This window comes from Vibrio sp. B1ASS3 (assembly GCF_905175355.1).
Classification (GTDB): Bacteria; Pseudomonadota; Gammaproteobacteria; order Enterobacterales; family Vibrionaceae; genus Vibrio; species Vibrio owensii.
Genome location: NZ_HG992743.1, coordinates 464,233 through 485,635, shown reverse-complemented (window position 1 = coordinate 485,635; position 21,403 = coordinate 464,233). Strand labels below are relative to the sequence as shown.

The 21,403-nt window shown below is 45.2% G+C and carries 18 protein-coding genes; 9 read left to right on the top strand and 9 right to left on the bottom strand.

Annotated elements, in window-relative coordinates; translation table 11 throughout:
• Window positions 1–53: 53 nt before the first annotated feature.
• Window positions 54–977, bottom strand: a complete 924-nt coding sequence (locus KJB05_RS20665; RefSeq protein WP_208445067.1) for a LysR family transcriptional regulator — start codon at window positions 975–977, stop codon at window positions 54–56.
• A gap of 168 nt (window positions 978–1,145) precedes the next feature.
• Between KJB05_RS20665 and KJB05_RS20660 the strand changes: the two genes are divergently transcribed.
• The 3 genes from KJB05_RS20660 (at window position 1,146) to KJB05_RS20650 (ending at window position 3,244) form a co-directional block, all read left to right on the top strand.
• Entirely contained in the window at window positions 1,146–1,640 is a 495-nt protein-coding gene (locus tag KJB05_RS20660) for a hypothetical protein (protein WP_009706267.1), read from the top strand.
• 3 nt (window positions 1,641–1,643) lie between these two features.
• Window positions 1,644–2,633 (top strand): efflux RND transporter periplasmic adaptor subunit, encoded by a 990-nt coding sequence (locus KJB05_RS20655; RefSeq protein ID WP_199455286.1) that lies wholly within the window; start codon window positions 1,644–1,646, stop codon window positions 2,631–2,633.
• Window positions 2,634–2,770: 137 nt separating this feature from the next.
• Window positions 2,771–3,244: a peroxiredoxin gene (locus KJB05_RS20650; RefSeq protein ID WP_005531886.1), complete on the top strand. Its 474-nt coding sequence runs from the start codon at window positions 2,771–2,773 to the stop codon at window positions 3,242–3,244.
• Window positions 3,245–3,314: 70 nt separating this feature from the next.
• Here the strand turns inward: KJB05_RS20650 and KJB05_RS20645 are convergent, their stop codons facing one another.
• The 4 genes from KJB05_RS20645 to KJB05_RS20630 all read right to left on the bottom strand — a co-directional run bounded on the left by KJB05_RS20645 (window position 3,315) and on the right by KJB05_RS20630 (window position 8,205).
• Window positions 3,315–4,019 carry a class I SAM-dependent methyltransferase gene (locus KJB05_RS20645; protein ID WP_208445068.1) on the bottom strand — a complete coding sequence of 235 codons (705 nt, stop codon included), beginning with the start codon at window positions 4,017–4,019 and terminating at the stop codon, window positions 3,315–3,317.
• A 198-nt stretch (window positions 4,020–4,217) separates the two neighbouring features.
• A complete protein-coding gene (locus tag KJB05_RS20640; protein WP_009706270.1) occupies window positions 4,218–4,625 on the bottom strand; it encodes an SPOR domain-containing protein in 408 nt (135 codons plus the stop codon).
• 169 nt (window positions 4,626–4,794) lie between these two features.
• Window positions 4,795–6,741 carry a diguanylate cyclase gene (locus tag KJB05_RS20635; RefSeq protein WP_208445069.1) on the bottom strand — a complete coding sequence of 649 codons (1,947 nt, stop codon included), beginning with the start codon at window positions 6,739–6,741 and terminating at the stop codon, window positions 4,795–4,797.
• A gap of 294 nt (window positions 6,742–7,035) precedes the next feature.
• The gene (locus KJB05_RS20630) at window positions 7,036–8,205 is read right to left on the bottom strand and encodes a D-alanyl-D-alanine carboxypeptidase family protein (RefSeq protein WP_005439123.1); all 1,170 of its coding nucleotides are present in this window, start codon (window positions 8,203–8,205) and stop codon (window positions 7,036–7,038) included.
• Between the two features lie 525 nt (window positions 8,206–8,730).
• On the opposite strand from KJB05_RS20630, the gene KJB05_RS20625 reads away from it, so the two are divergent.
• Window positions 8,731–10,311, top strand: coding sequence for a BCCT family transporter (locus KJB05_RS20625; RefSeq protein ID WP_213053133.1), 1,581 nt, complete (start codon window positions 8,731–8,733; stop codon window positions 10,309–10,311).
• Between the two features lie 169 nt (window positions 10,312–10,480).
• Here the strand turns inward: KJB05_RS20625 and KJB05_RS20620 are convergent, their stop codons facing one another.
• On the bottom strand, window positions 10,481–11,443 hold the full coding sequence (locus KJB05_RS20620) for an NAD(P)H-dependent oxidoreductase (RefSeq protein ID WP_208445071.1): 963 nt from the start codon (window positions 11,441–11,443) through the stop codon (window positions 10,481–10,483).
• Between the two features lie 132 nt (window positions 11,444–11,575).
• Between KJB05_RS20620 and KJB05_RS20615 the strand changes: the two genes are divergently transcribed.
• Complete coding sequence (locus KJB05_RS20615) at window positions 11,576–12,475, top strand: LysR family transcriptional regulator (protein WP_005439129.1); 900 nt, start codon at window positions 11,576–11,578, stop codon at window positions 12,473–12,475.
• Between the two features lie 54 nt (window positions 12,476–12,529).
• Here KJB05_RS20615 and yghU read toward each other — a convergent pair whose 3' ends face one another.
• Window positions 12,530–13,390: a glutathione-dependent disulfide-bond oxidoreductase gene (gene yghU, locus KJB05_RS20610; RefSeq protein WP_208445072.1), complete on the bottom strand. Its 861-nt coding sequence runs from the start codon at window positions 13,388–13,390 to the stop codon at window positions 12,530–12,532.
• A 216-nt stretch (window positions 13,391–13,606) separates the two neighbouring features.
• Window positions 13,607–14,173: a TetR/AcrR family transcriptional regulator gene (locus tag KJB05_RS20605; protein ID WP_039985357.1), complete on the bottom strand. Its 567-nt coding sequence runs from the start codon at window positions 14,171–14,173 to the stop codon at window positions 13,607–13,609.
• Window positions 14,174–14,272: 99 nt separating this feature from the next.
• On the opposite strand from KJB05_RS20605, the gene KJB05_RS20600 reads away from it, so the two are divergent.
• A complete protein-coding gene (locus KJB05_RS20600; RefSeq protein ID WP_208445073.1) occupies window positions 14,273–14,806 on the top strand; it encodes a dihydrofolate reductase family protein in 534 nt (177 codons plus the stop codon).
• A gap of 466 nt (window positions 14,807–15,272) precedes the next feature.
• Window positions 15,273–17,177 (top strand): acyltransferase family protein, encoded by a 1,905-nt coding sequence (locus KJB05_RS20595; protein ID WP_208445074.1) that lies wholly within the window; start codon window positions 15,273–15,275, stop codon window positions 17,175–17,177.
• 148 nt (window positions 17,178–17,325) lie between these two features.
• Here the strand turns inward: KJB05_RS20595 and KJB05_RS20590 are convergent, their stop codons facing one another.
• Window positions 17,326–18,045, bottom strand: coding sequence for a beta-ketoacyl-ACP reductase (locus tag KJB05_RS20590; protein WP_208445075.1), 720 nt, complete (start codon window positions 18,043–18,045; stop codon window positions 17,326–17,328).
• Window positions 18,046–18,485: 440 nt separating this feature from the next.
• Here KJB05_RS20590 and KJB05_RS20585 point away from each other — a divergent pair, with 440 nt between their 5' ends.
• Together KJB05_RS20585 and KJB05_RS20580 are read left to right on the top strand one after the other, a co-directional pair.
• Window positions 18,486–19,970: a DUF1800 family protein gene (locus tag KJB05_RS20585; protein ID WP_208445076.1), complete on the top strand. Its 1,485-nt coding sequence runs from the start codon at window positions 18,486–18,488 to the stop codon at window positions 19,968–19,970.
• A 5-nt stretch (window positions 19,971–19,975) separates the two neighbouring features.
• A complete protein-coding gene (locus tag KJB05_RS20580) occupies window positions 19,976–21,322 on the top strand; it encodes a DUF1501 domain-containing protein (RefSeq protein ID WP_208445077.1) in 1,347 nt (448 codons plus the stop codon).
• Window positions 21,323–21,403 lie beyond the last annotated feature (81 nt).

Sequence of the window (21,403 nt, the reverse complement as noted above, 5' to 3'; positions counted from 1 at the left end):
AGTGTCTCATTAAAGATCCATCCATGCGATATAGAGAAAATATTCGCGTTAATCTAATGATTTTTGGTAAATTTCTCAGCAGCTAATAAACACTGCTCACGTAACCATTGATGGCTTGGGTCATTAGTGCGAGAGGGGTGCCAATACATCGCCACATCGATCGGATCTTTCATGAACTCAGCTTCAAGCTCTCTGAGGTGATACAAATCTCGATATTGCTCCAGTAAGGTTTGTGGCATCAGAGCAAGATAATCACAGCGCTGTACCACTGGCAGTATCTCGATGATACTTCCCGCCTGCCATGCCACTTGGCGCTTCCCTAGGATCTGCTCGTTCTTGATGCCACGACCAATCAAATAACCGTTTTGTTGGTCAAACTGAGAAAGGGTCACATGCTTCTCGTTAAGGTACTCTTCTACGCTGATGGTATTGCCTTGTAACCGAGGGTGATCCTCTCGGCACACAACCGTGAGTTTATCGGACATCAAAATCTGTGAACGCAAATGCGGGTGCAAATTGGTCTGAGCTTCAATCACCAAATCGCACTGCTGTGACCTCAGCAAACTGGTTAAGTCCATAGTGAAAAGCGGCTCAATCCGTGTGTTTGCTTCCGGTGCTTTTTCGTTAAGCAAGGCTGAAAGCTCTGGCAGCAAAGTAAAACTGAACACACTGAGTGAAGAGATCACAAAACGCTTATCGCACTCAGCAGGATTAAATCGTGAGTGCTCTGGCAACATATAAGCGATGCTTTCTACCGCTGTTGCTAATGTGGGATAGATATCAATGGCGAAGGCTGTTGGTGCCACGCCGTGGCTTTCGCGAATAAATAACGCATCCTTAAACACCTCACGAAGCCTGACTACCGCTTGGCTGACCGCAGATTGACTCACACCAAGTCGTTGTGCCGCTTTGGTGTAACTCTTCTCTTCGACAATCGCCACGAAGGTCGGGATAAGACTGTAGTCTGAGTGCTTCATAGATTATGTGTTCTCGAATATCTTCATACTGATATGAGCGTAACTTATATCATATATAACTCAACTTATGACGTTTTTTCATACAATTCCGCGCATGTGATTACAAAAGACAAAACAATAATCACACGCTCAACGTTTTACCCTCACACATCGACAAAAGGTATAACTATGAACGTCATAAAAGCCATAGGTCGCGTTATCTTTGCGATTTTTATGGTGCTATTAAAGTTCTCACTATTCATGGCTCTCATGCTTGGTGGGGCTTACTTGCTTGCACCCATGGGCACGATCAATTCAAAAGACATTGATATGAGCTTGTTCACCAACACGCCCAACGACACCATGATGGTGATTTTCAACTCCGAATACTTCAGTGGTTATCTGTTCTCTGTCACCATAGCCCTTGCCCTTTTTGTCATCTATTTGCTGTGGCAGATCCATGAAGTTGCGGTTCACCGAGCTCAAGAAAAGAAAAGCTCTCATATCCAATTGGTGTTTGCCCTCTCCTTGTGCGGTTTGTTCCTTCACAAAGCTTGGTGGGTTCTGGCGCTGATCATTGCCTTCGCGAACTGGGAGCACATTGGCAACTCACTGAGCAACATCATTCGCAATAGCCGTTTGTCGTCTCAACCACAAACACCCGCAAAAGTGACGGAGGAATAAGCCATGAAAGAGGTAATGATTCCGTACATTCTGATCATGTGGATTCTGGTTTCAACGGGTGCGATTAAGTGGACATTTAAGAGCGCGTTTTGGATCATCTCTGGCGGTGCATTCATTCTGGTGGTGCTAGGAATTCTATCGCGTTTGTGGGCTCCAGTTGATTTGACTTATTCATCGACGGTGAAAGCGCCCCACTCGGTGCTCTCTCCACTGTTTCGCGAGCAGATTGACCACATCTATGTCGACCACAACCAAGAAGTGAAGAAAGGCGATGTGATCTATACGCTCGTCGACACCACTTCTTTAGCTGACGTAGAAAAAATCAAAGCGGGCATTGTTCAACAAGAAGAAAATGTGGCTCAGTTAAAGCGCGATATTATTCGCGGTAAAACGTCACCAGAGATCTTCAAAGGGCGTGACATTGAATACTACGAATCTCAACTTCGCGTTGCAGAAGCGTCGTTGAAGTCTTTGCATGCCGATTTGCAAAAGACTGAGTTTGAACAAAGCCGTAAAACCGTTCGAGCCCCATACGATGGCCAAGTTGCGGTAGTGAACGTAGCCGATGGTAGCCGCGTGGGCAACATGCACATCTACGACACGTCGCGTAAGTTCTTGGAGATGCGCATACCAGACCAAACCTACCGCTATGTTGAACAAGGTCAGTTTGCTGAGTTCTACGTCGATGCGTATCCGGGTGAAGTGTTCCGAGCTCGCGTTCACAGCATCACGGCGGGTACTGGAGAATCATCAGTCTCGCCATTGCAAGGCCCACAGAGCGTTCGTCAACACGTAGGCGCAAACACCAGTAGCCACGGCCGTACAGTGATTCTGGAAATCTTCGAACCTGAAGGTAAATCCATTCCAATCGGTGCGACTGGCTCTGCATGGATTGCTGCAAATAAACCACACAGCCTGTTTGGCTTCATTGATGTGATTGGCGCAGCAACGGTTCGACTTCACTCTTATAAGTCTTACCTGAACGCGATGTAGTTAATAAACAAACCGCCAACTTCGGCGGTTTGTTTTTATTAAGCCAATTAAGACCTTACATTTCTTCCGTGGTTAGCCTGCGGTTTTAGCGCTAGACTGAGTGAGCTAAATAAAGCATACACAAAAGGAAGAAAATCATGATTCAACAAGGTCAAGCACTGCCTGCTGCAACGCTAAGCGAACTGACTGCAGATGGTATGGTAAACCACCAAGTAACAGAGCTATTTGCAGATAAGAAAGTGGTTCTATTTGCGGTTCCAGGTGCATTTACTCCTACTTGTTCTGAAGCACACCTGCCAGGTTACGTCGTATTGGCTGACCAACTAAAGGCAAAAGGCGTGGACCTGATTGCTTGTGTATCTGTTAACGATGCATTCGTAATGCAAGCTTGGGGTGAAGCACAAAACGCATCTGAGCTGCTAATGCTGGGTGATGGTGACGCAAGTTTTACTAAAGCACTGGGCCTAGAAATGGACACCGGCGGTTTTGGTGGCGTTCGTTCACAGCGTTACGCGATGATCATCGACAATGGTGTGGTTACGACACTAAACGTTGAAGAGCCAAAGACATTCGAAGCAAGCAAAGCGGAAACCATTCTCGCTGCACTTTAAGCTCAACGCTAAGATCACAAAACGGAAGCTTCTGCGCTTCCGTTTTTTCTATCTGAACTCACTGATTTTGCTAGCTTAGCGCCACACATTTAATGAAGATGAAGTTCGGGAACGTCGCCAAACGTTGGTAATGCTCCTGAGAGATTTCACGAATCTTCTCATTCACCTTACCTTCTGAAATCGCCAGCATCGTCATGTTACTGCCCGTAATCGCATCGGTAATGTCTTGCAATGAGCGGCGGTAGAATGCCACAGGAACCGGTTCTCCTACCGTATTCCACATATCTTCAACCAACTCTTTATCGTAGTAATTGCCAGAGGCCGAACATTCGAAATCGGCAAATGGATGATGGGTCGAGAAGACAAATTGACCACCAGCTTTTAGTACTCGCTGAATATCGTTAAACAAGGGACGAAGATCTTCAATGTAATGAACCATAAGCGGGCAAATAACCAAATCGTACTGTCCGTCCGCCTCTTCTGGTAAACCGAGCGCCAAGTTTTGCGCGTAAGCGGTGACCGAGCTACCAAGCTTTTCTTTTACGATATCGATCATCTCTTGAGCAGCGTCGATGCAGGTTACTGAGCTTGCGCCCAGCTCAAGAAGAAGCTGCGCGTAAATGCCAGAACCACAACCTAAATCCAGCACCTTTTTGCCTGCCACATCACCGACCAGTTCAAGGGTGTTTGGACGCTCAAAATGCGCGTTGTACAGGTTATCTTGCGCGGCTAAATCGTATTGCTTTGCGTAGGTGGTGTACATTTCTTGCTTCATGGTGACTCCGACAGAAAAAGTGGGATGCGAAGACTAGAAAATACCCGATAACAAGTAAAATCAAAAGCGCGTTAGAAGCGTGATCTTGCGCGTAGATTGAAGAAGATTGGCGACTGGTGGTTAGGTTGAGCCTTTCCAACCGATTGCAAAGGCTCGATATGTAACAATAACGCGCTTATTGGAATGACAAGAACAGCACTAGCGCATACGCACAACGCTGGTCTCTTGTTTGCGCTGCATCTCAGCAAACGTTAAGACGAACGGGGAAGATTGCTTAACTCGACTCGGTAATGAGGACAGGGCGTTGTAGGCGTCTTGCTTGGTTTTGAAATCCCCTACCGTCACCGTGTACCAACGTGTGCCACGGCTGTTTTTCCAGTTTACCCACACCGGATGTTTGGGATCGATGTAGCGAATGTACTCTTTGACATCCTTTTCTTTCTTTAAGGCCAGCACTTGCATGGTGTAGTGATTTGGGTTGAGGTAGCCATAAGCGTCTTGCGATGACATCACACCCACACACTGCCCTGTTTCCATTGGTTGATGCTGCGGCATCACACAGCCAGTAAGTGACATAGCCAAAGTCAAAGATAGAATCTTGCGCACACGTAACTCCGTTTTTTTGTTCTGAATGGTTCTCTTGAAGAGTGCTCTACATTGAGTAGGCGACCACCGGCTCCAAAACATGAAACACAAAATAAAAACGGCAGATTTATCATATCAATCTGCCGTTTCGTTCTCTGTGTTTTATCTATTTTCAGCGCAATTCTTAAAGCTACTGAGCCTCCGGTGGTTCTGGAAATACGACCTGATCCTTGCCATTACGTTTTGCCTCGTAGAGACTTTTATCTGCTCGGCGGAAGTATTCATCGTTGTAAGTGAAGGTTTCGATTAACCCGCCGTGGCTGACACCAATAGACGTAGTGACATTCAAACTCGCTTCTTCTGTCTCAAACGAAACATCACCAATGTGTTGGCGCATTTCCTCAAGACGCTTGGCCAGATCCTCAGTGGTTTTCAACAACATTAAGAACTCTTCACCACCCCAACGAATAAGTAACTCTTGAGATTGAACATGAACTCTTAAACGTTCAGCAAAACCTTCTAGAATTCGATCTCCCGTTTCGTGTCCATGCACATCGTTTACCTGTTTAAAGTTGTCGATATCAAACAACACAACTCGATATTCCGCCTCGGCATCTAGGTGTTCTGGATGATCAATCTGCGCGTAGTAATAGCGTCGGTTGTGCAATTGAGTCAAAGGGTCGAGCAACGAAAGCTGCTCCAATTCTTGGTTTTTGCGCTGCGTGGCTAGCACTTTTGTTACCGTCAGCGCCAGTACCACTGCTGAAATCGCAATCCAAATAATCGCAATCTGAAAGCGCAGTTTTTCTTGGTCCAACTCAGATTCCGCCAAGCGCTTTTCGACTTCCAACAAATCTCTTTCCCGTTGGATATGCTCTGTCGCAAACGCCTGTTCTAAGTCATACACTTTGCCCAGCAACTGCTTTTTGCTGTCGACGGAAAAGTGTTTAAACGAGCTCAGCGCTTGTTCGTATTCACCCAATTGTTCAAATATCTTCGCCTTTTGTTCTTCCACTCGAATCAACCAGCGTTGATGCTCGATTGAGCGGAAAGCCGCAGCGCTCAAAGCCGCACTCTGCATGGCTTTGTCTAAATCTCCCATCGCCAATTGGCATTTGGACATGATCAAATAGCATTGGCCATATTCAATGGGATAATCTGCCGCTGAAGGCAACATCACACATTGTTGAGTGGTTTCCAACGCTTTCGGATATTGCTCTTCCAACAGCAACATATCTGCTTTGCCTTTCAACTGAATAAGGTGATGGCGCAGATTGGTTGACGTAGGTTTGTAGAACTCTTGCGACTTCTCATACGCTGTGCGAGCCAATTCGGCTTTACCTTGTCGATTGTAGATATGCGCCTCATTGAGATACATAATCTGCAATCCTCTGGCTTTATGCCCTTTGGCATGGCGCTTGAGGTAAATTTGCTGCGCTTTTTGAATGAACTCTAATGCTCTATCCCAGCTTTCGATGTGCAGATAAAGCAGACCAAGGTTATTGTAAATCGTACCTTTGTAAGCCTCTTGCCCAACTTGTTCGGCGATATCAATGCCATCAAGGAAGTAACGTTGAGCATCCACCAGCTGGTTTGTCGCATTACTCAACGCGCCCGCGACGTTATAAAACTTGGGCAAAAGCGAGTTGAGGTGCTCTTTCTCCGCTATATTGATGGCGAGTTTTATTTCGCTCAAGCCCACATCATTTCGACCGTGCAAGGTGTGCTCTTTCGCACTGTCTGCTAGCAACACGGCATCAAGCCATGGTTGATCGCTCTCTCGGGCAATGGCTTGAAGTTGCTGAAGGTAGTCTGCCGCCAATAGAGGTTCATCATTCACACGCGCCAATCGATATTGCTGATACAAGGCATAGGAGGTTTCGAGCTCAGACGAAAAGGCATTACCGACTGCCTCCAACGCTTGTTGCGCACTTTCAGGATCACTGTAAATAAGCGAACTCACATCGAGTAGCGCTTGTCCTTGAGCTGTTTTAGCAAGCAAAATTTGAGGATCTTGACTGACAGTTTGTTTGATATGTTCACTTGGCGAATCCTTACGCCAGTAATCGTGCAAAGCGAAAGCGACCACTACCCAAAGCAGCGCCGCTAACAAGGTGACAACATAGCTTTTTCTCACGAAGTATTACGTTCCATCTCGATTGTATTTAGATTTATCTTTTTAGAAGCATCTGATTTATAAGAAAACCATAGCATTAATCAAATGCATTCCCAAGCATGCATAAGAATCGATATTTATATGAATGTCACGTTTCAGCCCATGGTTAGGCAAATGCTCTAATGGCAAGTTTTATTGCCATTTGTGTATGTTCTTCTTTGGAGTCAGGAGGAGAAAGGGCTGAGCTAGAGAGGAAAATAAAAAAGCCGCACCTGAAACTCAGATGCGGCTTAAATAGAATTGGATTAAGAGAAGTTAGAACCAGCTCGCAACCAAACGTTTGAACCAATCCATTAGGCGCTTAAAGATGCCGCCTTCTTCAACAGGTTCCAGCGCAACCAATTCCGCTTCTTTGACTACGTCACCATCGACTTTGTACAACACTTTGCCGACAACTTGGTCTTGCTGAATTGGAGCCATTAGGTCGCCATTGTATTCCACTTCGGCTTCCAACTTGTTCACGTCACCTTTTGGCAACGTTAAGTAGATATCACGATCAACACCGACTTTTAGTTCGTCTTGGTTACCCATCCAAACGCGTGCCGTTGCTACTTCTTTACCTGCTTGCGTTGGTACAACGGTATCGAAGAAACGGAAACCATAACTCAGAAGCTGTTTACTCTCTGACTCACGCACGCTAGGGCTTTTCGCACCCATCACAACCGCGACTAAACGCATGTCACCGTTGGTTGCCGAAGTCGCGAGACTGTAACCCGCGCCACTGGTATAACCCGTCTTCATACCGTCAACGCTCATGCTTCGGTCACGTAGCAAGCCGTTACGGTTGTATTGAGTGATGCCGTTGTAGGTAAACGAAGTCTCACTGTACAACGGGTAGATATCAGGAAGATCACGGATAATCGCACGGCCTAGCGTTGCAATGTCACGCGGCGTTGAATACAGACCATCGCTATCCAAACCATGTGGGTTGGTAAATGCAGAGTTTGATAGACCAAGTTGGTTCGCCCAACTGTTCATCAAACCAACGAAGCCCGCTTCACTACCTGCAACGTGTTCTGCGATAGCGACACTGGCATCGTTACCTGATTGAACAATCAATCCACGGTAAAGATCCGACAGTGAAACCGACGTACCGACTTCGATAAACATCTTCGAAGAATCAGGGAAGTTTTTCGCCCACGCGTTGCGGCTAATCACCACTTCATCGTCTAGGCTAATGTTGCCAGACTTGACCTCTTGACCCGCTACATAAGCGGTCATTAGCTTAGTCAAACTTGCCGGGTTTAGGCGTTTATCGGCATCACGTTCCACTAGCACGGTGCCAGTGTGGTAATCCATTAATACGTAGCCACGAGAGCTGAGCTCTGGGGCATTTGGAACAACGGTAGGAGCAGCAAAACTAAACGCGGAAACAGCAGTCAAGGTGGTCGCTAACGTAGCATTGAATAAAGTGTTTTTTCTCATAGCAGCATTCTGTGGCTTACAACTTACAAACTAAGTCGAGTATATGGAAACGCTGTTCAGTTACAGCACCTCTGTTACGATTGGTTACGTTTACTCGATATTTGTCGAAAAGAATGCGAAGTTCGTTGGAATTTGTGCTTATTCGTTAACCAATTCCTTGAAATCATGATTTTTGATTAGCCCTAGTTCAGCGCTCGCGTTCTTTGAAGCATTACCAACCTTTGTTTGCGTGCCACGTTGCCACTTTTGGTCAAACAATCTTCGTTAACACCAAACGAATATTTACACATCAAAACATTACACCTCATTGCATTTTTCACTAAAAACCTTGCTTACAACCAGCTTAAAAGCCTTAAAACTCTATCGATTTGCAATGTTTTACACAAAACATTATGATCGTGTCGCATTTTTTAATTAGAACTCAAAACAATCGGAGGGCGGTTTTAGTGTTTTTCTTGTTCAGGAAAGGCACATTTAAAAAAGCGTACATGTTGTATTTATGGATAATGCACTAAAAAATATAGTATCGACACTACCGACTATCAGGTTGGTCAAGATAACGTTCAAAAATGGGGATTTGATATCCACAATCCAGTATTTGGGATTAGTGCTGGTCTTGTTCTTCTCTGTCTTGCTTCTCTTTTAATTGTTGATCCTTCAACAGCCCGTGATGCCTTAAACGGCGTTAAGAACAGCATCATTTCTGACTTCGATGTGTTCTTCATGTGGTCTACTAACTTCTTCATCGTATTTGCTATCGCAGTCTTACTTTCACCACTCGGTAAAATCCGCATTGGTGGTAAAGACGCGCAAGCAGAACACTCAACAGCCTCTTGGCTATCTATGCTGTTCGCTGCGGGTATGGGTATCGGTCTGCTATTTTGGAGTGTTTCGGAACCAACGGCCTACTTCACTGATTGGTACGGCACACCACTGAACGTAGAACCTTTCACCGAGGAAGCAAAATCACTCGCTATGGGTGCAACCATGTTCCACTGGGGCATTCACGGTTGGGCGATTTACGCCATCGTTGCACTTTCACTGGCTTTCTTTGCCTTCAATAAAGGCTTACCACTTTCTTTGCGCTCTGCGTTCTACCCACTATTTGGTGATAGAGCTTGGGGCTGGTTAGGTCACGTCATCGACATTCTTGCGGTACTTTCAACCCTGTTTGGTCTAGCGACTTCGCTGGGCTTGGGTGCACAACAAGCCACCAGCGGCATCAACCACGTATTTGGTTTGGATGGCGGTATTGGCATGCAAATGATCGTGATCGCGTTCGTGACCTTTATTGCGGTTCTTTCTGTCGTTCGAGGCATCGACGGCGGCGTTAAGCTGCTAAGTAACATCAACATGGCAGTGGCCTTTGCCCTACTGGCTTTCGTGTTGTTCATTAGCTTTGATGTAGCGACAACTTCTATCTGGGATACGACTGTCGCTTACGCAAAAGACATCTTCGCGCTAAGTAACCCACATGGTCGTGATGATACGGAATGGATGCACGGCTGGACTGTGTTCTACTGGGCATGGTGGGTATCTTGGTCACCATTCGTTGGTATGTTTATCGCACGTGTTTCAAAAGGTCGTACCGTTCGTGAATTCCTATTTGCCGTTATCGTTATTCCAACCACAGTGACACTGATTTGGATGGCGGTATTTGGCGGTATCGCGCTTGATCAAGTCGTCAATAAAGTAGGTGAATTGGGTGCGAACGGCCTGACAGATATCTCGCTAACGCTATTCCACGTATACGATGCAATGCCGTTTAGCTCTGTTATTTCTGTTCTGTCTATCGTTCTAATTTTGGTGTTCTTTATCACTTCATCAGACTCAGGTTCATTGGTTATCGATAGCATCACGGCTGGCGGTAAAATTGATGCACCTGTACCACAACGTATTTTCTGGGCGTGTATTGAAGGCTCTATCGCCGCAGTCATGCTTTGGATCGGTGGTAAAGAAGCACTGCAAGCGCTTCAATCCGGCGTGGTGGCAACAGGCTTGCCATTTACCTTTGTTCTATTGCTGATGTGTGTCAGTTTGATCAAAGGTTTGAGATCAGAATTGCCTGCTTATCAAAACACCGCACAGAAACAATCTGTCGCTTAGTAAAAGCGGTAGAGCATCAAGATGAGAAACGAGCGTCCATTTGGCGCTCGTTTTTTATCCGCGTCATTGCCTATATTGACGAGCTAGGACGTTAAGTTCCTACACATAAAAAAGCCCCAAGCACAAAGGCCTGGGGCAAATAAAGCAATGAGTTATTGGTCAAGGGTAGCTAACTCACCACTGGAACAACGTTGTATTCATGAATGGTGATGGAGCCTGCTTCCTCAATCGAAACTTGCCACGTCTCGTTAACGGTTAAGTTAACGGCTTCACCTTTCATCATCGAATCTTTATAACTGTCTGCTGTTAATCGAATACGCAGTTCCACTTGGAAACGATCACCATTTGGTTTCACTTCGATCTGCTGAACGTCGTGATCGCAGTTTGGTTTGAAGGTTGCACGAGCAATCGCGTACCAATCACGGAAGCCGTCATGCCCTAGGAATTCACCTTCTGGCATCGACCACTTCACGTCTTGTGCTAGCTTATCGGTAAAGAACTCTGTGTCTTCTTCCAGTACATCGAACTTAGCAAACCACTCGGCAACAAACTTCTGCATACGACTTTCTGGTGAAGCCGTGATCTCTTCAATCTGCGCCAACAAACGGCTCGCATGATCTTTTGCTCGTGCTTGCACCTCTTCCAATTTGTTGTACACATTTGGAATGTAAACCATGCGGTGCGTGTAAATTGGCTTGCGGTAGTTCATGCCAGCCAAGTAAGCAGTTTGTTGGAATGGGTAAACAAACTGCTCGATAGTAAAGTGGTTGTAGCCAAGTGGATCGTAAGATTCTTCTGGGCCACCAATCGTAAAGGAAAGAATGAAATCTTTGCCTTTTAACTTGTCGCCTTCTGGGCCGTAAGCGAAGTTGAAATTGAATACATCATCGACCCACTTTTTCAACAAGGCTGGTGACGAGTACCAGTAGAATGGAAATTGAAGCACAACCACATCCGCACTCACGAGCGCCGCTTGCTCTGCTTCAACATCAATTTGATAGTTCGGGTACAGAGTATCTAGGCGGCGAACTTCAACATCATTCAGTCCCGCTTTTAGCTCGTCTATGATAACGGTGTTTGTGTATGACTCATCTAGGTTTGGGTGGCCTGAAATTACCAGTACTTTGCTCATCGTGATTCCTCTGTTTCGAAGCGTTAACCGATGAGTAGAGAATACGCCGAAGTGACCTTTAGTTTTAGACGCTCTTTACTTAAATCATTATTAGGTAGAAACTAAAGATAAACACATCACTCGGGAAAAGGCATGAACGGCACGACCTACAACCAATTAATGATGTTCCATACCATTGCGCAAGAGGGCAGCATCACCGCCGCCGCACGTAAATTAGAGATCGCTCCACCCTCGGTGAGTCAAGCGTTAAAGATGCTAGAAGAGCAACTCGGCTTGCCCCTGTTTACGCGTACCACTCGCCGCATTGAGTTAACGGAAGCGGGACAGTTGCTCTATGAACGCACGCTCGCGTCGATGTCAGAGCTAAACCTTGCCGTCGAAAGCGTCAGCGACTTGAGCCGAGTCCCTTCGGGCAAAGTCCGTATTACCGTGCCTCGATTCGTGTATCAATCGTTACTCAAACCCATCTACATTGAGTTCTGCCAACGTTACCCGAGCATTCAACTAGAGATTTCTGTTTCTGACAAAGCCATCGACATCATTCGTGACGGCTTTGATATGGGTATCCGCTTTGGTGACCGAGTAGAAGAAGGCATGATTGCACGCCAGCTTACACTCCCAGTGAAAGAAGCGTTATTCGCCTCACCGGGCTATGTTGAGCAATATGGTTTACCTGAAACACCTGATGATTTGAAACAACACAAACTGATTCAGTACCGATTTATTTCGTCGAACCAAGTGGCTCCGCTGAATCTAAACAATCAAGGCGAGACCCTTACCGTCAACATGCCAACTGCCCTCATTGTGAATGATACGGATGTGATGATAGATGCGGCTCACAACGGTTTGGGGATTGGGCGAATCGTGACGCCTATGGTCGAAGAAGGCTTTAAGAAAGGTGAAATTGTGCCTGTGCTTGAAGAATACTGGCAACCCTACTCAGGCTTGTATGTCTACTTTCACAAGAATACTCAGAAGGCGAAGCGCGTCCGTGTGCTCATTGACTTCTTACTTGAGAAAGCTGAGCTTTAATACAACAAAAAAGGAATGCCGAAGCATTCCTTTTTACTCATTCAGAAAGGGCAATTATTCAGGCTTCTTCGCCAGCGCCGCATCAATGTCTGCTGCGCTGTGACGCTCAGCCACTTGCTCCCACTCTTCACCCCATGCGCGGTTAACAATGCGACCACGTTTTACCGCTTCACGCTCATCAATCGCTTTCGCCCAACGCACAACGTTTTTGTAGCTTGCTACGCCTAAGAATTCAGCCGCATCGTAAGCACGACCCAATACAAGGTTGCCGTACCAAGGCCAAGTTGCGATATCAGCAATGCTGTACTCATCGCCACCTAGGAATTCATTGTTTGCAAGACGCTTGTCGAGTACGTCTAGCTGACGCTTTGTTTCCATTGTGAAGCGGTTGATTGGGTATTCGAACTTCTCTGGTGCGTACGCGTAGAAGTGACCAAAGCCACCACCTAGGTATGGCGCAGAACCTTGAAGCCAGAACAACCAGTTCATTACCTCGGCACGTTTCGCGCCTTCTGTTGGTAGGAAGTGACCAAACTTCTCTGCTAGGTAAAACAAGATGTTACCAGATTCGAACACGTTCACTGGCTCAGCACCTGAACGGTCTACCAAAGCAGGAATCTTCGAGTTCGGGTTAACTGATACAAAGCCAGAGCCAAACTGGTCGCCATCGCCAATCTTAATCAGGTATGCATCGTATTCTGCTGCCGTTACGCCTGCCGCCAAAAGCTCTTCAAACATGATCGTCACTTTTTGACCATTTGGTGTACCCATTGAGTAAAGTTGGAATGGGTGCTCACCAACTGGAAGCTCTTGCTCATGACGTGCGCCAGAATCCGGACGGTTGATGCTCGCCCACTGACCGCCGTTTTCATTATCGTTTGTCCAAACTTTTGGTGGAATGTATTCGTTAGTCATTGTTATCCCTTATTGTGTTTGAATGCATCTTCAAACTGACGGCTTTTGCGCGCCAGCAAGCATTATTAAAATCACCACTTCGCCAACTGCGATTGGGCATACTCAAGATATTAGGTCGAATTCGCCAAATAAAAGTCCTGCAATCTCTTTTAGTTAGAACCTTTGGTTATGGGAATTTCTTTCACGCTATAAGTAAAAAGTACACGTTAATGTGAACTAGGTTCGAGATGCCAATAACGAAGAACAGATCAGATTCAACGGCCCATCCATCATCTCCGTCTTAATCAAACTCGCATCGTGGCAACAACTGATCGAGAACGCGAACCCGTGTAGGTAATCTGCTAATAGATCCAAACTGTCTTTCTCCACTTGCGGAGACAATGCCAAAGGCTGAACAATGATTTGATAGCGCTCGGTAAACACTTGAGCAGGGCCATGAGATGTCATGCTCAACATGGTTTGCAATAACCCGTTGTATTCACGCAGCAGTTCAATGTAGCTAACACACAAGTTTTTGAGTTCGCCTTGCCAATCTTCATTCACTTTCGGTTGATAAATTTCCTCCACCAGCGATGTGGTCAACGCTTCAAGCAACGCATTCTTGTTTTTGAAGTAGTGATAGATCGCCATAGGATCGACATTTAATTGCGTCGCTAACGAGCGAATGCTTGGTACCTTACCATCCTTTTTCATCAATGACTTAGCTGAATCTAGGATGTTTTCTGCGCTTAACTGCGACTGTTTGGCGGCTGGTCTCCCGCGCTTCTTTTCGTTGACAGACATTTGATCTTCCCGATAAACTCAGAATTATTCTACATTGTAGAATTAATTTTAAACCATACTTTAGCTTGGCTCAAGCATCACCATTTTGATGAGGTACTCATGGCAAATATCGTATTTATTGCAACCAGTCTGGACGGTTACATCGCAGATAAGCAGGGCAAACTCGACTGGCTACATTCAGTACCAAATCCAGACAACATTGATACTGGCTTCTTCTCACTGATGGAGCGTATTGATGGCTTAGTAATGGGACGCAACACCCTAGATGTCGTGCTGAGCTTTGGTTGCGATTGGCCATACAGCATACCGGTGTTCGTACTCAGCAACACCATGACAGAAGTGCCACAAGGCTACGAAGAGAAAGTCTTTCTAGTAAAAGGCGAGCTAAAAGATGTGCTTGCGGATCTAAACGCAAAAGGCTTTAACGATCTTTACATCGACGGCGGTGTAACGATTCAGAACTTCTTGAAAGAAGATCTTATCGATGAAATGGTAATCACTCGCTTCCCTATCCTACTTGGCGGCGGCGCACCTCTATTTGGGGATTTGGAACAACCACTGAACTTCAAAGTCACCAAAAGTGACGTTGTTTTGGATACCTTAGTTCAAACCACTTACGTGCGTGAAAGGTAACCTTTCTAGACAGTCAGAATAAAAGAAAAACGCCCTTCATGGATATATGAAGGGCGTTTTATTAAACTTTTCTAGCTTGGTGAAAATCGTTTTTGGACAAAAGCGAGTTTGCCAACCACAAAAATACTTCCAATTGAAACTTGTAAAAATGAGAGCTGCATGGCAAACGAAGAACATTTTTGTACACAGCTAAATATCTAACTATCAACGCTCAGATCTGTCATAAACTTTCAAAGCGATATGGATGCATATCGCCTTGATCAAGTGTCCAAAATCGTAGCTAACGCTTTCTAGGTGCCTTAACGCCTGATTTCTAATAGCTAACTCGTCCGTTTAACATAATAGGAATAATGAATACCGAGGAATACGCATGTCTCCTCCAATGTTCGTTCTGCTCTTATAGCACCTTGCTTTATCTTGCCTTGATTATACAATGCTGCGTATATTTTTTGTTTGAGTAGTTTTGATGCAGTTTAGATATGACATTAATGGCTTAAGAGCAATTGCGGTGATAGCTGTGGTTCTTTTCCATTTTAACCCGGCTTGGGTTCCTGGTGGATTCGCAGGTGTTGATGTGTTCTTTGTTATCTCTGGTTTTTTGATGACGGGGATAATTTTTAGAGGGTTGGAGAATGATAACTTTAGTCTCTTTAAGTTTTATGTGGCTCGTGCTAATCGAATCATTCCAGCTCTTGCTGTTTTATGCTCATTGCTTTTAGTGTTTGGGTGGTTTTACCTCACTCCTTTAGACTACAGCGCATTGGGTAAGCATGTTGCTAGCAGTATGGGTTTTCTTTCCAATGTTATTTATTGGAGAGAGTCTGGGTACTTTGATGCTGCATCACATGAAAAATGGTTATTGCATACATGGTCATTGTCAGTTGAATGGCAGTTCTACATTCTTTATCCGGTCGTATTAGTCGCACTTAAGAAGTTTTTATCTCTAGAAAACTTAAAGCGATTAATTGTTATTGGGACAGTTTTAGGTTTTTGTCTAAGTGTTATAGCAACCATGAAATGGCCAAATCCTGCGTATTATCTTCTTCCAACAAGAGCATGGGAGATGATGATGGGAGGTGTCGCTTTTCTTTATCCTTGGAGCTTGTCTGAAAGTAGAAAGAAAGCGGTAGAGTTGACAGGCTTAGCTTTGATTCTAGGATCATACGCTTTTGTGTCTAGTGATACCCCATGGCCTGGATACTTTGCTTTGCTTCCTGTTCTTGGAGCTTATCTAATGATTGTTTCTAACCAACAATCTAGTTTCATCACGAATAATTCAGCCTTTCAGTATCTAGGTAAGTGGTCATATTCCATTTATTTATGGCATTGGCCTATCGTTGTTTATGGCTATTACTTTGATGTTCAATGGTGGGTTTTATATGGATTGCCATTATCTATAACTTTAGGTTTTGTTAGTTTCAAGTTAGTAGAGGGGGTTAGGTTTAAGTCTTTTTCTAGTTGGCATGAAACCTTTAAAGTTAAGCCTATTTATATGGGGGTGGTTATAGGTGCTTTAAGTGGTTTTGTTTTTGTAAATAATGGTGTTAACTACGAATTTAGAAGTGGAGCAAATACTTTAGAGTCTAAGTTCTTAGATAAATACCACCCAGATAACTATTTAACGGAAGCTGTTAAGATAGAATATCGAGAAGAGTGCAATTTTTTTGATGCAGATGCATATGTAGCAAAAGAAACTGATATAGATAAACAGTGCGTTACTCCAACAGGTGAAAAGAAATTTATTGGATTGCTTTGGGGGGACTCTCATGCACAAGCGTTATCTTATGGTTTGAGAAACCAATTTTCTGAAATGGACTTACTTCAAGTTGCTAGTTCAGGGTGTAGACCTTTAGTAGAGATGGACTCTATAACAACAGGAGAATTTAAAAATTCTTGTGATCGCTCGAATGAAAAAGCATTTAAAGCCTTAGTGGATGTAAAACCTGATTTTGTTTTTTTAGCCCAACATTATGATCATGATTTAAATAATTACATGAAAATAGTAGAAAAGGCTAGAGAGTATAATATTAGCTCTAAGTTTATACTAATAGGCCCTGTTCCGCAGTGGAGACCATCTCTTCCCAAAGCTATTACCATGAAACATATGAGTGTTAATGAAAAACAGTTTAAAGACTCTTCTTTTTTACAAGATCTATTTCGGATTGATGATGAACTAGAAAAAAAATATTCAGATAAGGATTTAACTTACATCTCGCTGCTTGATTATTTATGTGATGACACTGGTTGTATTGCAAAAGTTGATGATAAAAATACCCCTATAGTGTGGGACTATGGACATCTGACTTTGCAAGGCTCCAATTATGTTGTTCAGAACATAATAAAACCTAAAGTGAAAATTTATTTACCATAACACTCGAGTGCGCACCAAAAAAACTAGAGACTGATCATCAGCCTCTTTTTTCTATTGGTCTAGCAAACTTTGAGGCAAAAGTGCGCCAAACAAAAACGCCCTTCACTCAGATGAAGGGCGTTTGTTATTTGAAGCTGAGTATTGAAGGTTAAAGCACTAACCCACCGTCAATCTTGAGCACTTGGCCTGTGATGTAGGCGCTCTTGTCGGAGGTGAGGAAAGAGACGCCATTGGCGATGTCTTGCACTGAGCCCATTCTGCCTAATGGGGTTTTGCCTTCCATCATTTGAATCACTTTCTCAGGTAGGTTCTTGGTCATATCGGTGGCGATAAAGCCTGGCGCGACACAATTGACGCGGATTTGCGCGCCTTTTCTTGATAGCTCTTTCGCCCAGCCTTTGCTCATAGAAATAACGCCGCCCTTACTTGCGCCGTAGTTGCTCTGGCCTATGTTGCCATCCGTCCCCACGATAGAAGAAATACTGACAATACTGCCTGCGCCTTGTTCTAGCATGACAGGGGCAACGCGCTGGGTGAGTAAGAACACCGCTTTTAGGTTCACGTCGATAACGCTGTCCCAATCTTGCTCTAACATCTCTGGCAACAGTGCATCGCGAGTGATGCCTGCGTTGTTAACTAGCGCATCGATTCTTCCGTGCTGCGCGACGATACTTTCTACCACTTCACTGACGGCTGCTGCATCGCACAAGTTGACTTGATAACTGCTTAGCTGCGCCGACTGGCTCCATTCCACGGGCGATATATCTAGCCCGACAACGTGGAATCCATCCTCCAGTAATTGCTCACAAATCGCTTGGCCAATACCACGAGCCGCACCAGTGACTACTGCTACTTTTTCCGGTTTCATCTTGGTCTTCCTTAAATGTTGAGATTACAAATTCGCTTTTATCCCTAGCGTTTTTTGTTTTTATGCCTAGTCGCGTTACAGCTGCGCTTCTCATACGCAGGGTCTTTCATATCTTATAAAAACTATAGAAATAGTCTGGGAGTCGGATGTGAACTAATCAAGACAACTTGATGATGGTTTGCCAAATAGTTCGTTTCCGTCACCGTTCTGCCGATCAACCTGTGCAACAAATGCGCTTTTTGTTGAATAACCCGCCTTTCATTTAAAGCTCAGACGAATAATTTTTAGATTAGGCAGCAAAGTCACATTAAACCTATGGGTATTACATTCTTGATATCAAAAATCTGGATTACGATTTTAAAGATACAGCGTGTTTTTAAACATGGACATGAAAAGAGACGCCTTACCTGACAAAGATAAGAATACCTACGGGAGATAAAATGAATCAGGCTTACATAGACGCAGCAAGAACGCTGCAACAATGCACGTTTGGGGGTTCCCAGCGTGACATTAATGACCTTGTTCAATCAGGAAGCATTGAAAACTGGGTCGCTCAACAAACACTTATCCCCTCTTCTTCTTGGCTGACGCACTTTGAACAAGATGAGCTTAACGTACCTGACTTAGGGCAAGGCTTGTATTACGCCAGCAGTTGGACGCGCATGACGGTGGAAGGACAAGACATTCTGCGCCAACGCATCGCATATACCCTCTCTCAACTGTTTGTGGTGAGCGTGAAAGATCCGGCGTTCAGTGCCGCCTCTAAGCGTCGCTACATGTGCCAATACTTTGATGGATTGCTCGATAACGCTTTTGCTAACTTCCGAGATGTGATTCGTTTTGTGTCGACATCCCCAATCATGGGTGAATATCTGACCTTCGTAAACAACGTTTCTAATGAGCTCACTGCCCCAGATGAAAACTACGCACGAGAGCTACTACAGCTGTTCACGCTTGGCCCAGTCAAACTGCGTAATAACGGTGAAGTACGTTTGGATGCCGAAGGTAACGAAGTGGCGTCGTACACCCAAGAAGACATTGAAGAGCTGGCTCGTGTGTTTACCGGTTGGAAATTCATCGACATTCGCGGTAACGACAAATACAGCCAACCGATGGAACCGCGTGGCGAACACGACATGGGTGAAAAACGCATTCTTGGTAAGAAGTTCCCTGCCGGCGTAAGCGCAGTAGATGAACTGGAAGCCGTGATTGAACTCTTGATGAACCAAAACACGCTTTATACCTTTGTGACCAAATTCTTCATCAATAAGCTTGTGACCAGTAACCCTAGAGCAGGCTACATTCGCCGTGTGCGACGCGCATTTAAGCGCTCCGATGGCGATATGCAAACGCTAGTGATCGCGATTTTAACCGACAAAGACGCTCTGCGTTCTGGCAACACCGTAGGCAAACTGCGTGACCCACTGTCTGTATTTACGCATGCGATGCGCGCGCTACAAGTGAAGCGACGTGACGGTGTTATGATGTGGCCAAAGCAGTTCAACTGGTACAACCGAACACTGCCTCTGTCTGCCCCTTCCGTGTTCTATTACTACCAACCGGATGATGCGCCCAACCACCCTGATTTTAATGGTCTGGTTGCACCCGAGTTCAATGTTTACCAATGGCACGACATCTATCAATACGGCATTCAATTCCGCGAGTTAATCGCTCGTTTTAAAGAAGAAACCAAAGATTGGTACATGGATGAAGCGCTATTCACCCGTTACCTTGCTTTTGACGACGAAGGCGTTGTGGATTACCTCAACGAGCATTTGTTTGCTTACCAAATGAGTGAGCAAGCACGTCAATGCTACCTCGATTACCTCGCTCAGTGCCCAAGCCGCCAATCTAAATGGCGCAAAGAGATCAAGAATCTCGTTATGAACGCACTGCTTTCACCAGAATTCATCACACAGGGGTAATCACCATGAACTTAACTCGACGTCGATTTTTACAAGCAGGTTCCGCTGGTGTGGGGATTTCTGCGCTTAACCTTGCTGCATTTCCAGCCTTCGCTGATTCGTTTAACCAATGTAAGAATGGCTATCGCGCTGTGGTTGGTATCGACCTTGCGGGCGGTAATGATGGCTACAACATGCTTATCCCAACCGCCGCTAACGCCAACAGCCAATACCGCGCGCTACGTGGCAACTTGGCTTTGGATGAGACAACCTGTATCCACTTAGACGCAGTGAACGACGAGGCCAAACTGGCACTTAACCCAGCGATGGCAGCACTCAAACCTTATTGGGATAGTGCTAACCTTGTGCCTGTGGTGAACCTCGGCCCGTTGACTCAGCGCGTAAACAATGTGATTTACGATGAAAGCACTCGTCCGGCGCACCTGTTCAGTCACTCACATCAGTCTACTATGGTGCAGTCTCATGCCACCAAATCATTGTCGAAAGAAGGTTTTGGCGCGAAGACATCCACAGAACTTAGCTCTATGCTGCGCAGCTTGAACGAGTTGTCACCGATGTTTGATATTGGCGGCACACAAGTGTGGACCAACTGTATTGAAGCCCAATCCAACTCTGTCGGTTCTCAGCCACCAAGTGATATTTTCAACGATCAACGCTCACGCGATCTGTTCGATCAACTGCAGAGTACGGGCAGTTACGGCAATGTCTTCCAGTCTCATTATGCGGGCGTTGCTGTGGACTCAACCAGAATGTATGAGCAGTTCAGTGCGATTCTAAATGCCGAGATCCCAGACGTATTCCCAGAAACTCGAATCGGTAAGCAATTGAAAGCGGTCTTTAAACTGTTGCTGCACAAAGATCAGTTCCAACATCCTGCGCAGTACTTTAGTTGTAAGTTGGGCGGGTTCGATACTCACTCAGCTCAAATCAGCCGCCAAACCGGTTTGCTGCAAGAACTGGCAGAAGCCATGGCCGCTTTCCAATTGGCACTAGAGAACAACGGCTTGTTTGAGCAAGTGACCACGTTCACGCATTCTGAATTTGGTCGAACCCTGATTCCGAACGGCACAGATGGGACAGACCACGGATGGGCAAGCCATGCATTAGTCATGGGCGGCGGTGTAGCCGGAAAAGCGATTGTGGGTGAATATCCAGACTTATCTGAGACGAGCCCGTACGTGCTTTCGCGTGGCCGTGTGATTCCAACTATCTCTTCTGATCAGCTTCATGCGAGCTTAATGGCGTGGTTAGGACTGTCTGAAACGGGAATTAATCAATTATTCCCTGCGCTGGATAACACTTTGACAGATTCAATCCAACCTCAGACTCTACCTCTGTTCAAATCTTGCTAATATAGTAGGAGATAAGTAACTAAGTAATCAGTTAATAACTAGCAAGGTTACTAATAAGAAAAAGCAGTGCTAAACAAAAGG

What these genes read in the sequence shown, in the direction of transcription:
- KJB05_RS20665 (WP_208445067.1), bottom strand. Translation starts at nt 977, where the DNA reads ATGAAGCACTCAGACTACAGTCTTATCCCGACCTTCGTGGCGATTGTC.
- KJB05_RS20660 (WP_009706267.1), top strand. Translation starts at nt 1,146, where the DNA reads ATGAACGTCATAAAAGCCATAGGTCGCGTTATCTTTGCGATTTTTATG.
- KJB05_RS20655 (WP_199455286.1), top strand. Translation starts at nt 1,644, where the DNA reads ATGAAAGAGGTAATGATTCCGTACATTCTGATCATGTGGATTCTGGTT.
- KJB05_RS20650 (WP_005531886.1), top strand. Translation starts at nt 2,771, where the DNA reads ATGATTCAACAAGGTCAAGCACTGCCTGCTGCAACGCTAAGCGAACTG.
- KJB05_RS20645 (WP_208445068.1), bottom strand. Translation starts at nt 4,019, where the DNA reads ATGAAGCAAGAAATGTACACCACCTACGCAAAGCAATACGATTTAGCC.
- KJB05_RS20630 (WP_005439123.1), bottom strand. Translation starts at nt 8,205, where the DNA reads ATGAGAAAAAACACTTTATTCAATGCTACGTTAGCGACCACCTTGACT.
- KJB05_RS20620 (WP_208445071.1), bottom strand. Translation starts at nt 11,443, where the DNA reads ATGAGCAAAGTACTGGTAATTTCAGGCCACCCAAACCTAGATGAGTCA.
- KJB05_RS20615 (WP_005439129.1), top strand. Translation starts at nt 11,576, where the DNA reads ATGAACGGCACGACCTACAACCAATTAATGATGTTCCATACCATTGCG.
- yghU (WP_208445072.1), bottom strand. Translation starts at nt 13,390, where the DNA reads ATGACTAACGAATACATTCCACCAAAAGTTTGGACAAACGATAATGAA.
- KJB05_RS20605 (WP_039985357.1), bottom strand. Translation starts at nt 14,173, where the DNA reads ATGTCTGTCAACGAAAAGAAGCGCGGGAGACCAGCCGCCAAACAGTCG.
- KJB05_RS20600 (WP_208445073.1), top strand. Translation starts at nt 14,273, where the DNA reads ATGGCAAATATCGTATTTATTGCAACCAGTCTGGACGGTTACATCGCA.
- KJB05_RS20595 (WP_208445074.1), top strand. Translation starts at nt 15,273, where the DNA reads ATGCAGTTTAGATATGACATTAATGGCTTAAGAGCAATTGCGGTGATA.
- KJB05_RS20590 (WP_208445075.1), bottom strand. Translation starts at nt 18,045, where the DNA reads ATGAAACCGGAAAAAGTAGCAGTAGTCACTGGTGCGGCTCGTGGTATT.
- KJB05_RS20585 (WP_208445076.1), top strand. Translation starts at nt 18,486, where the DNA reads ATGAATCAGGCTTACATAGACGCAGCAAGAACGCTGCAACAATGCACG.
- KJB05_RS20580 (WP_208445077.1), top strand. Translation starts at nt 19,976, where the DNA reads ATGAACTTAACTCGACGTCGATTTTTACAAGCAGGTTCCGCTGGTGTG.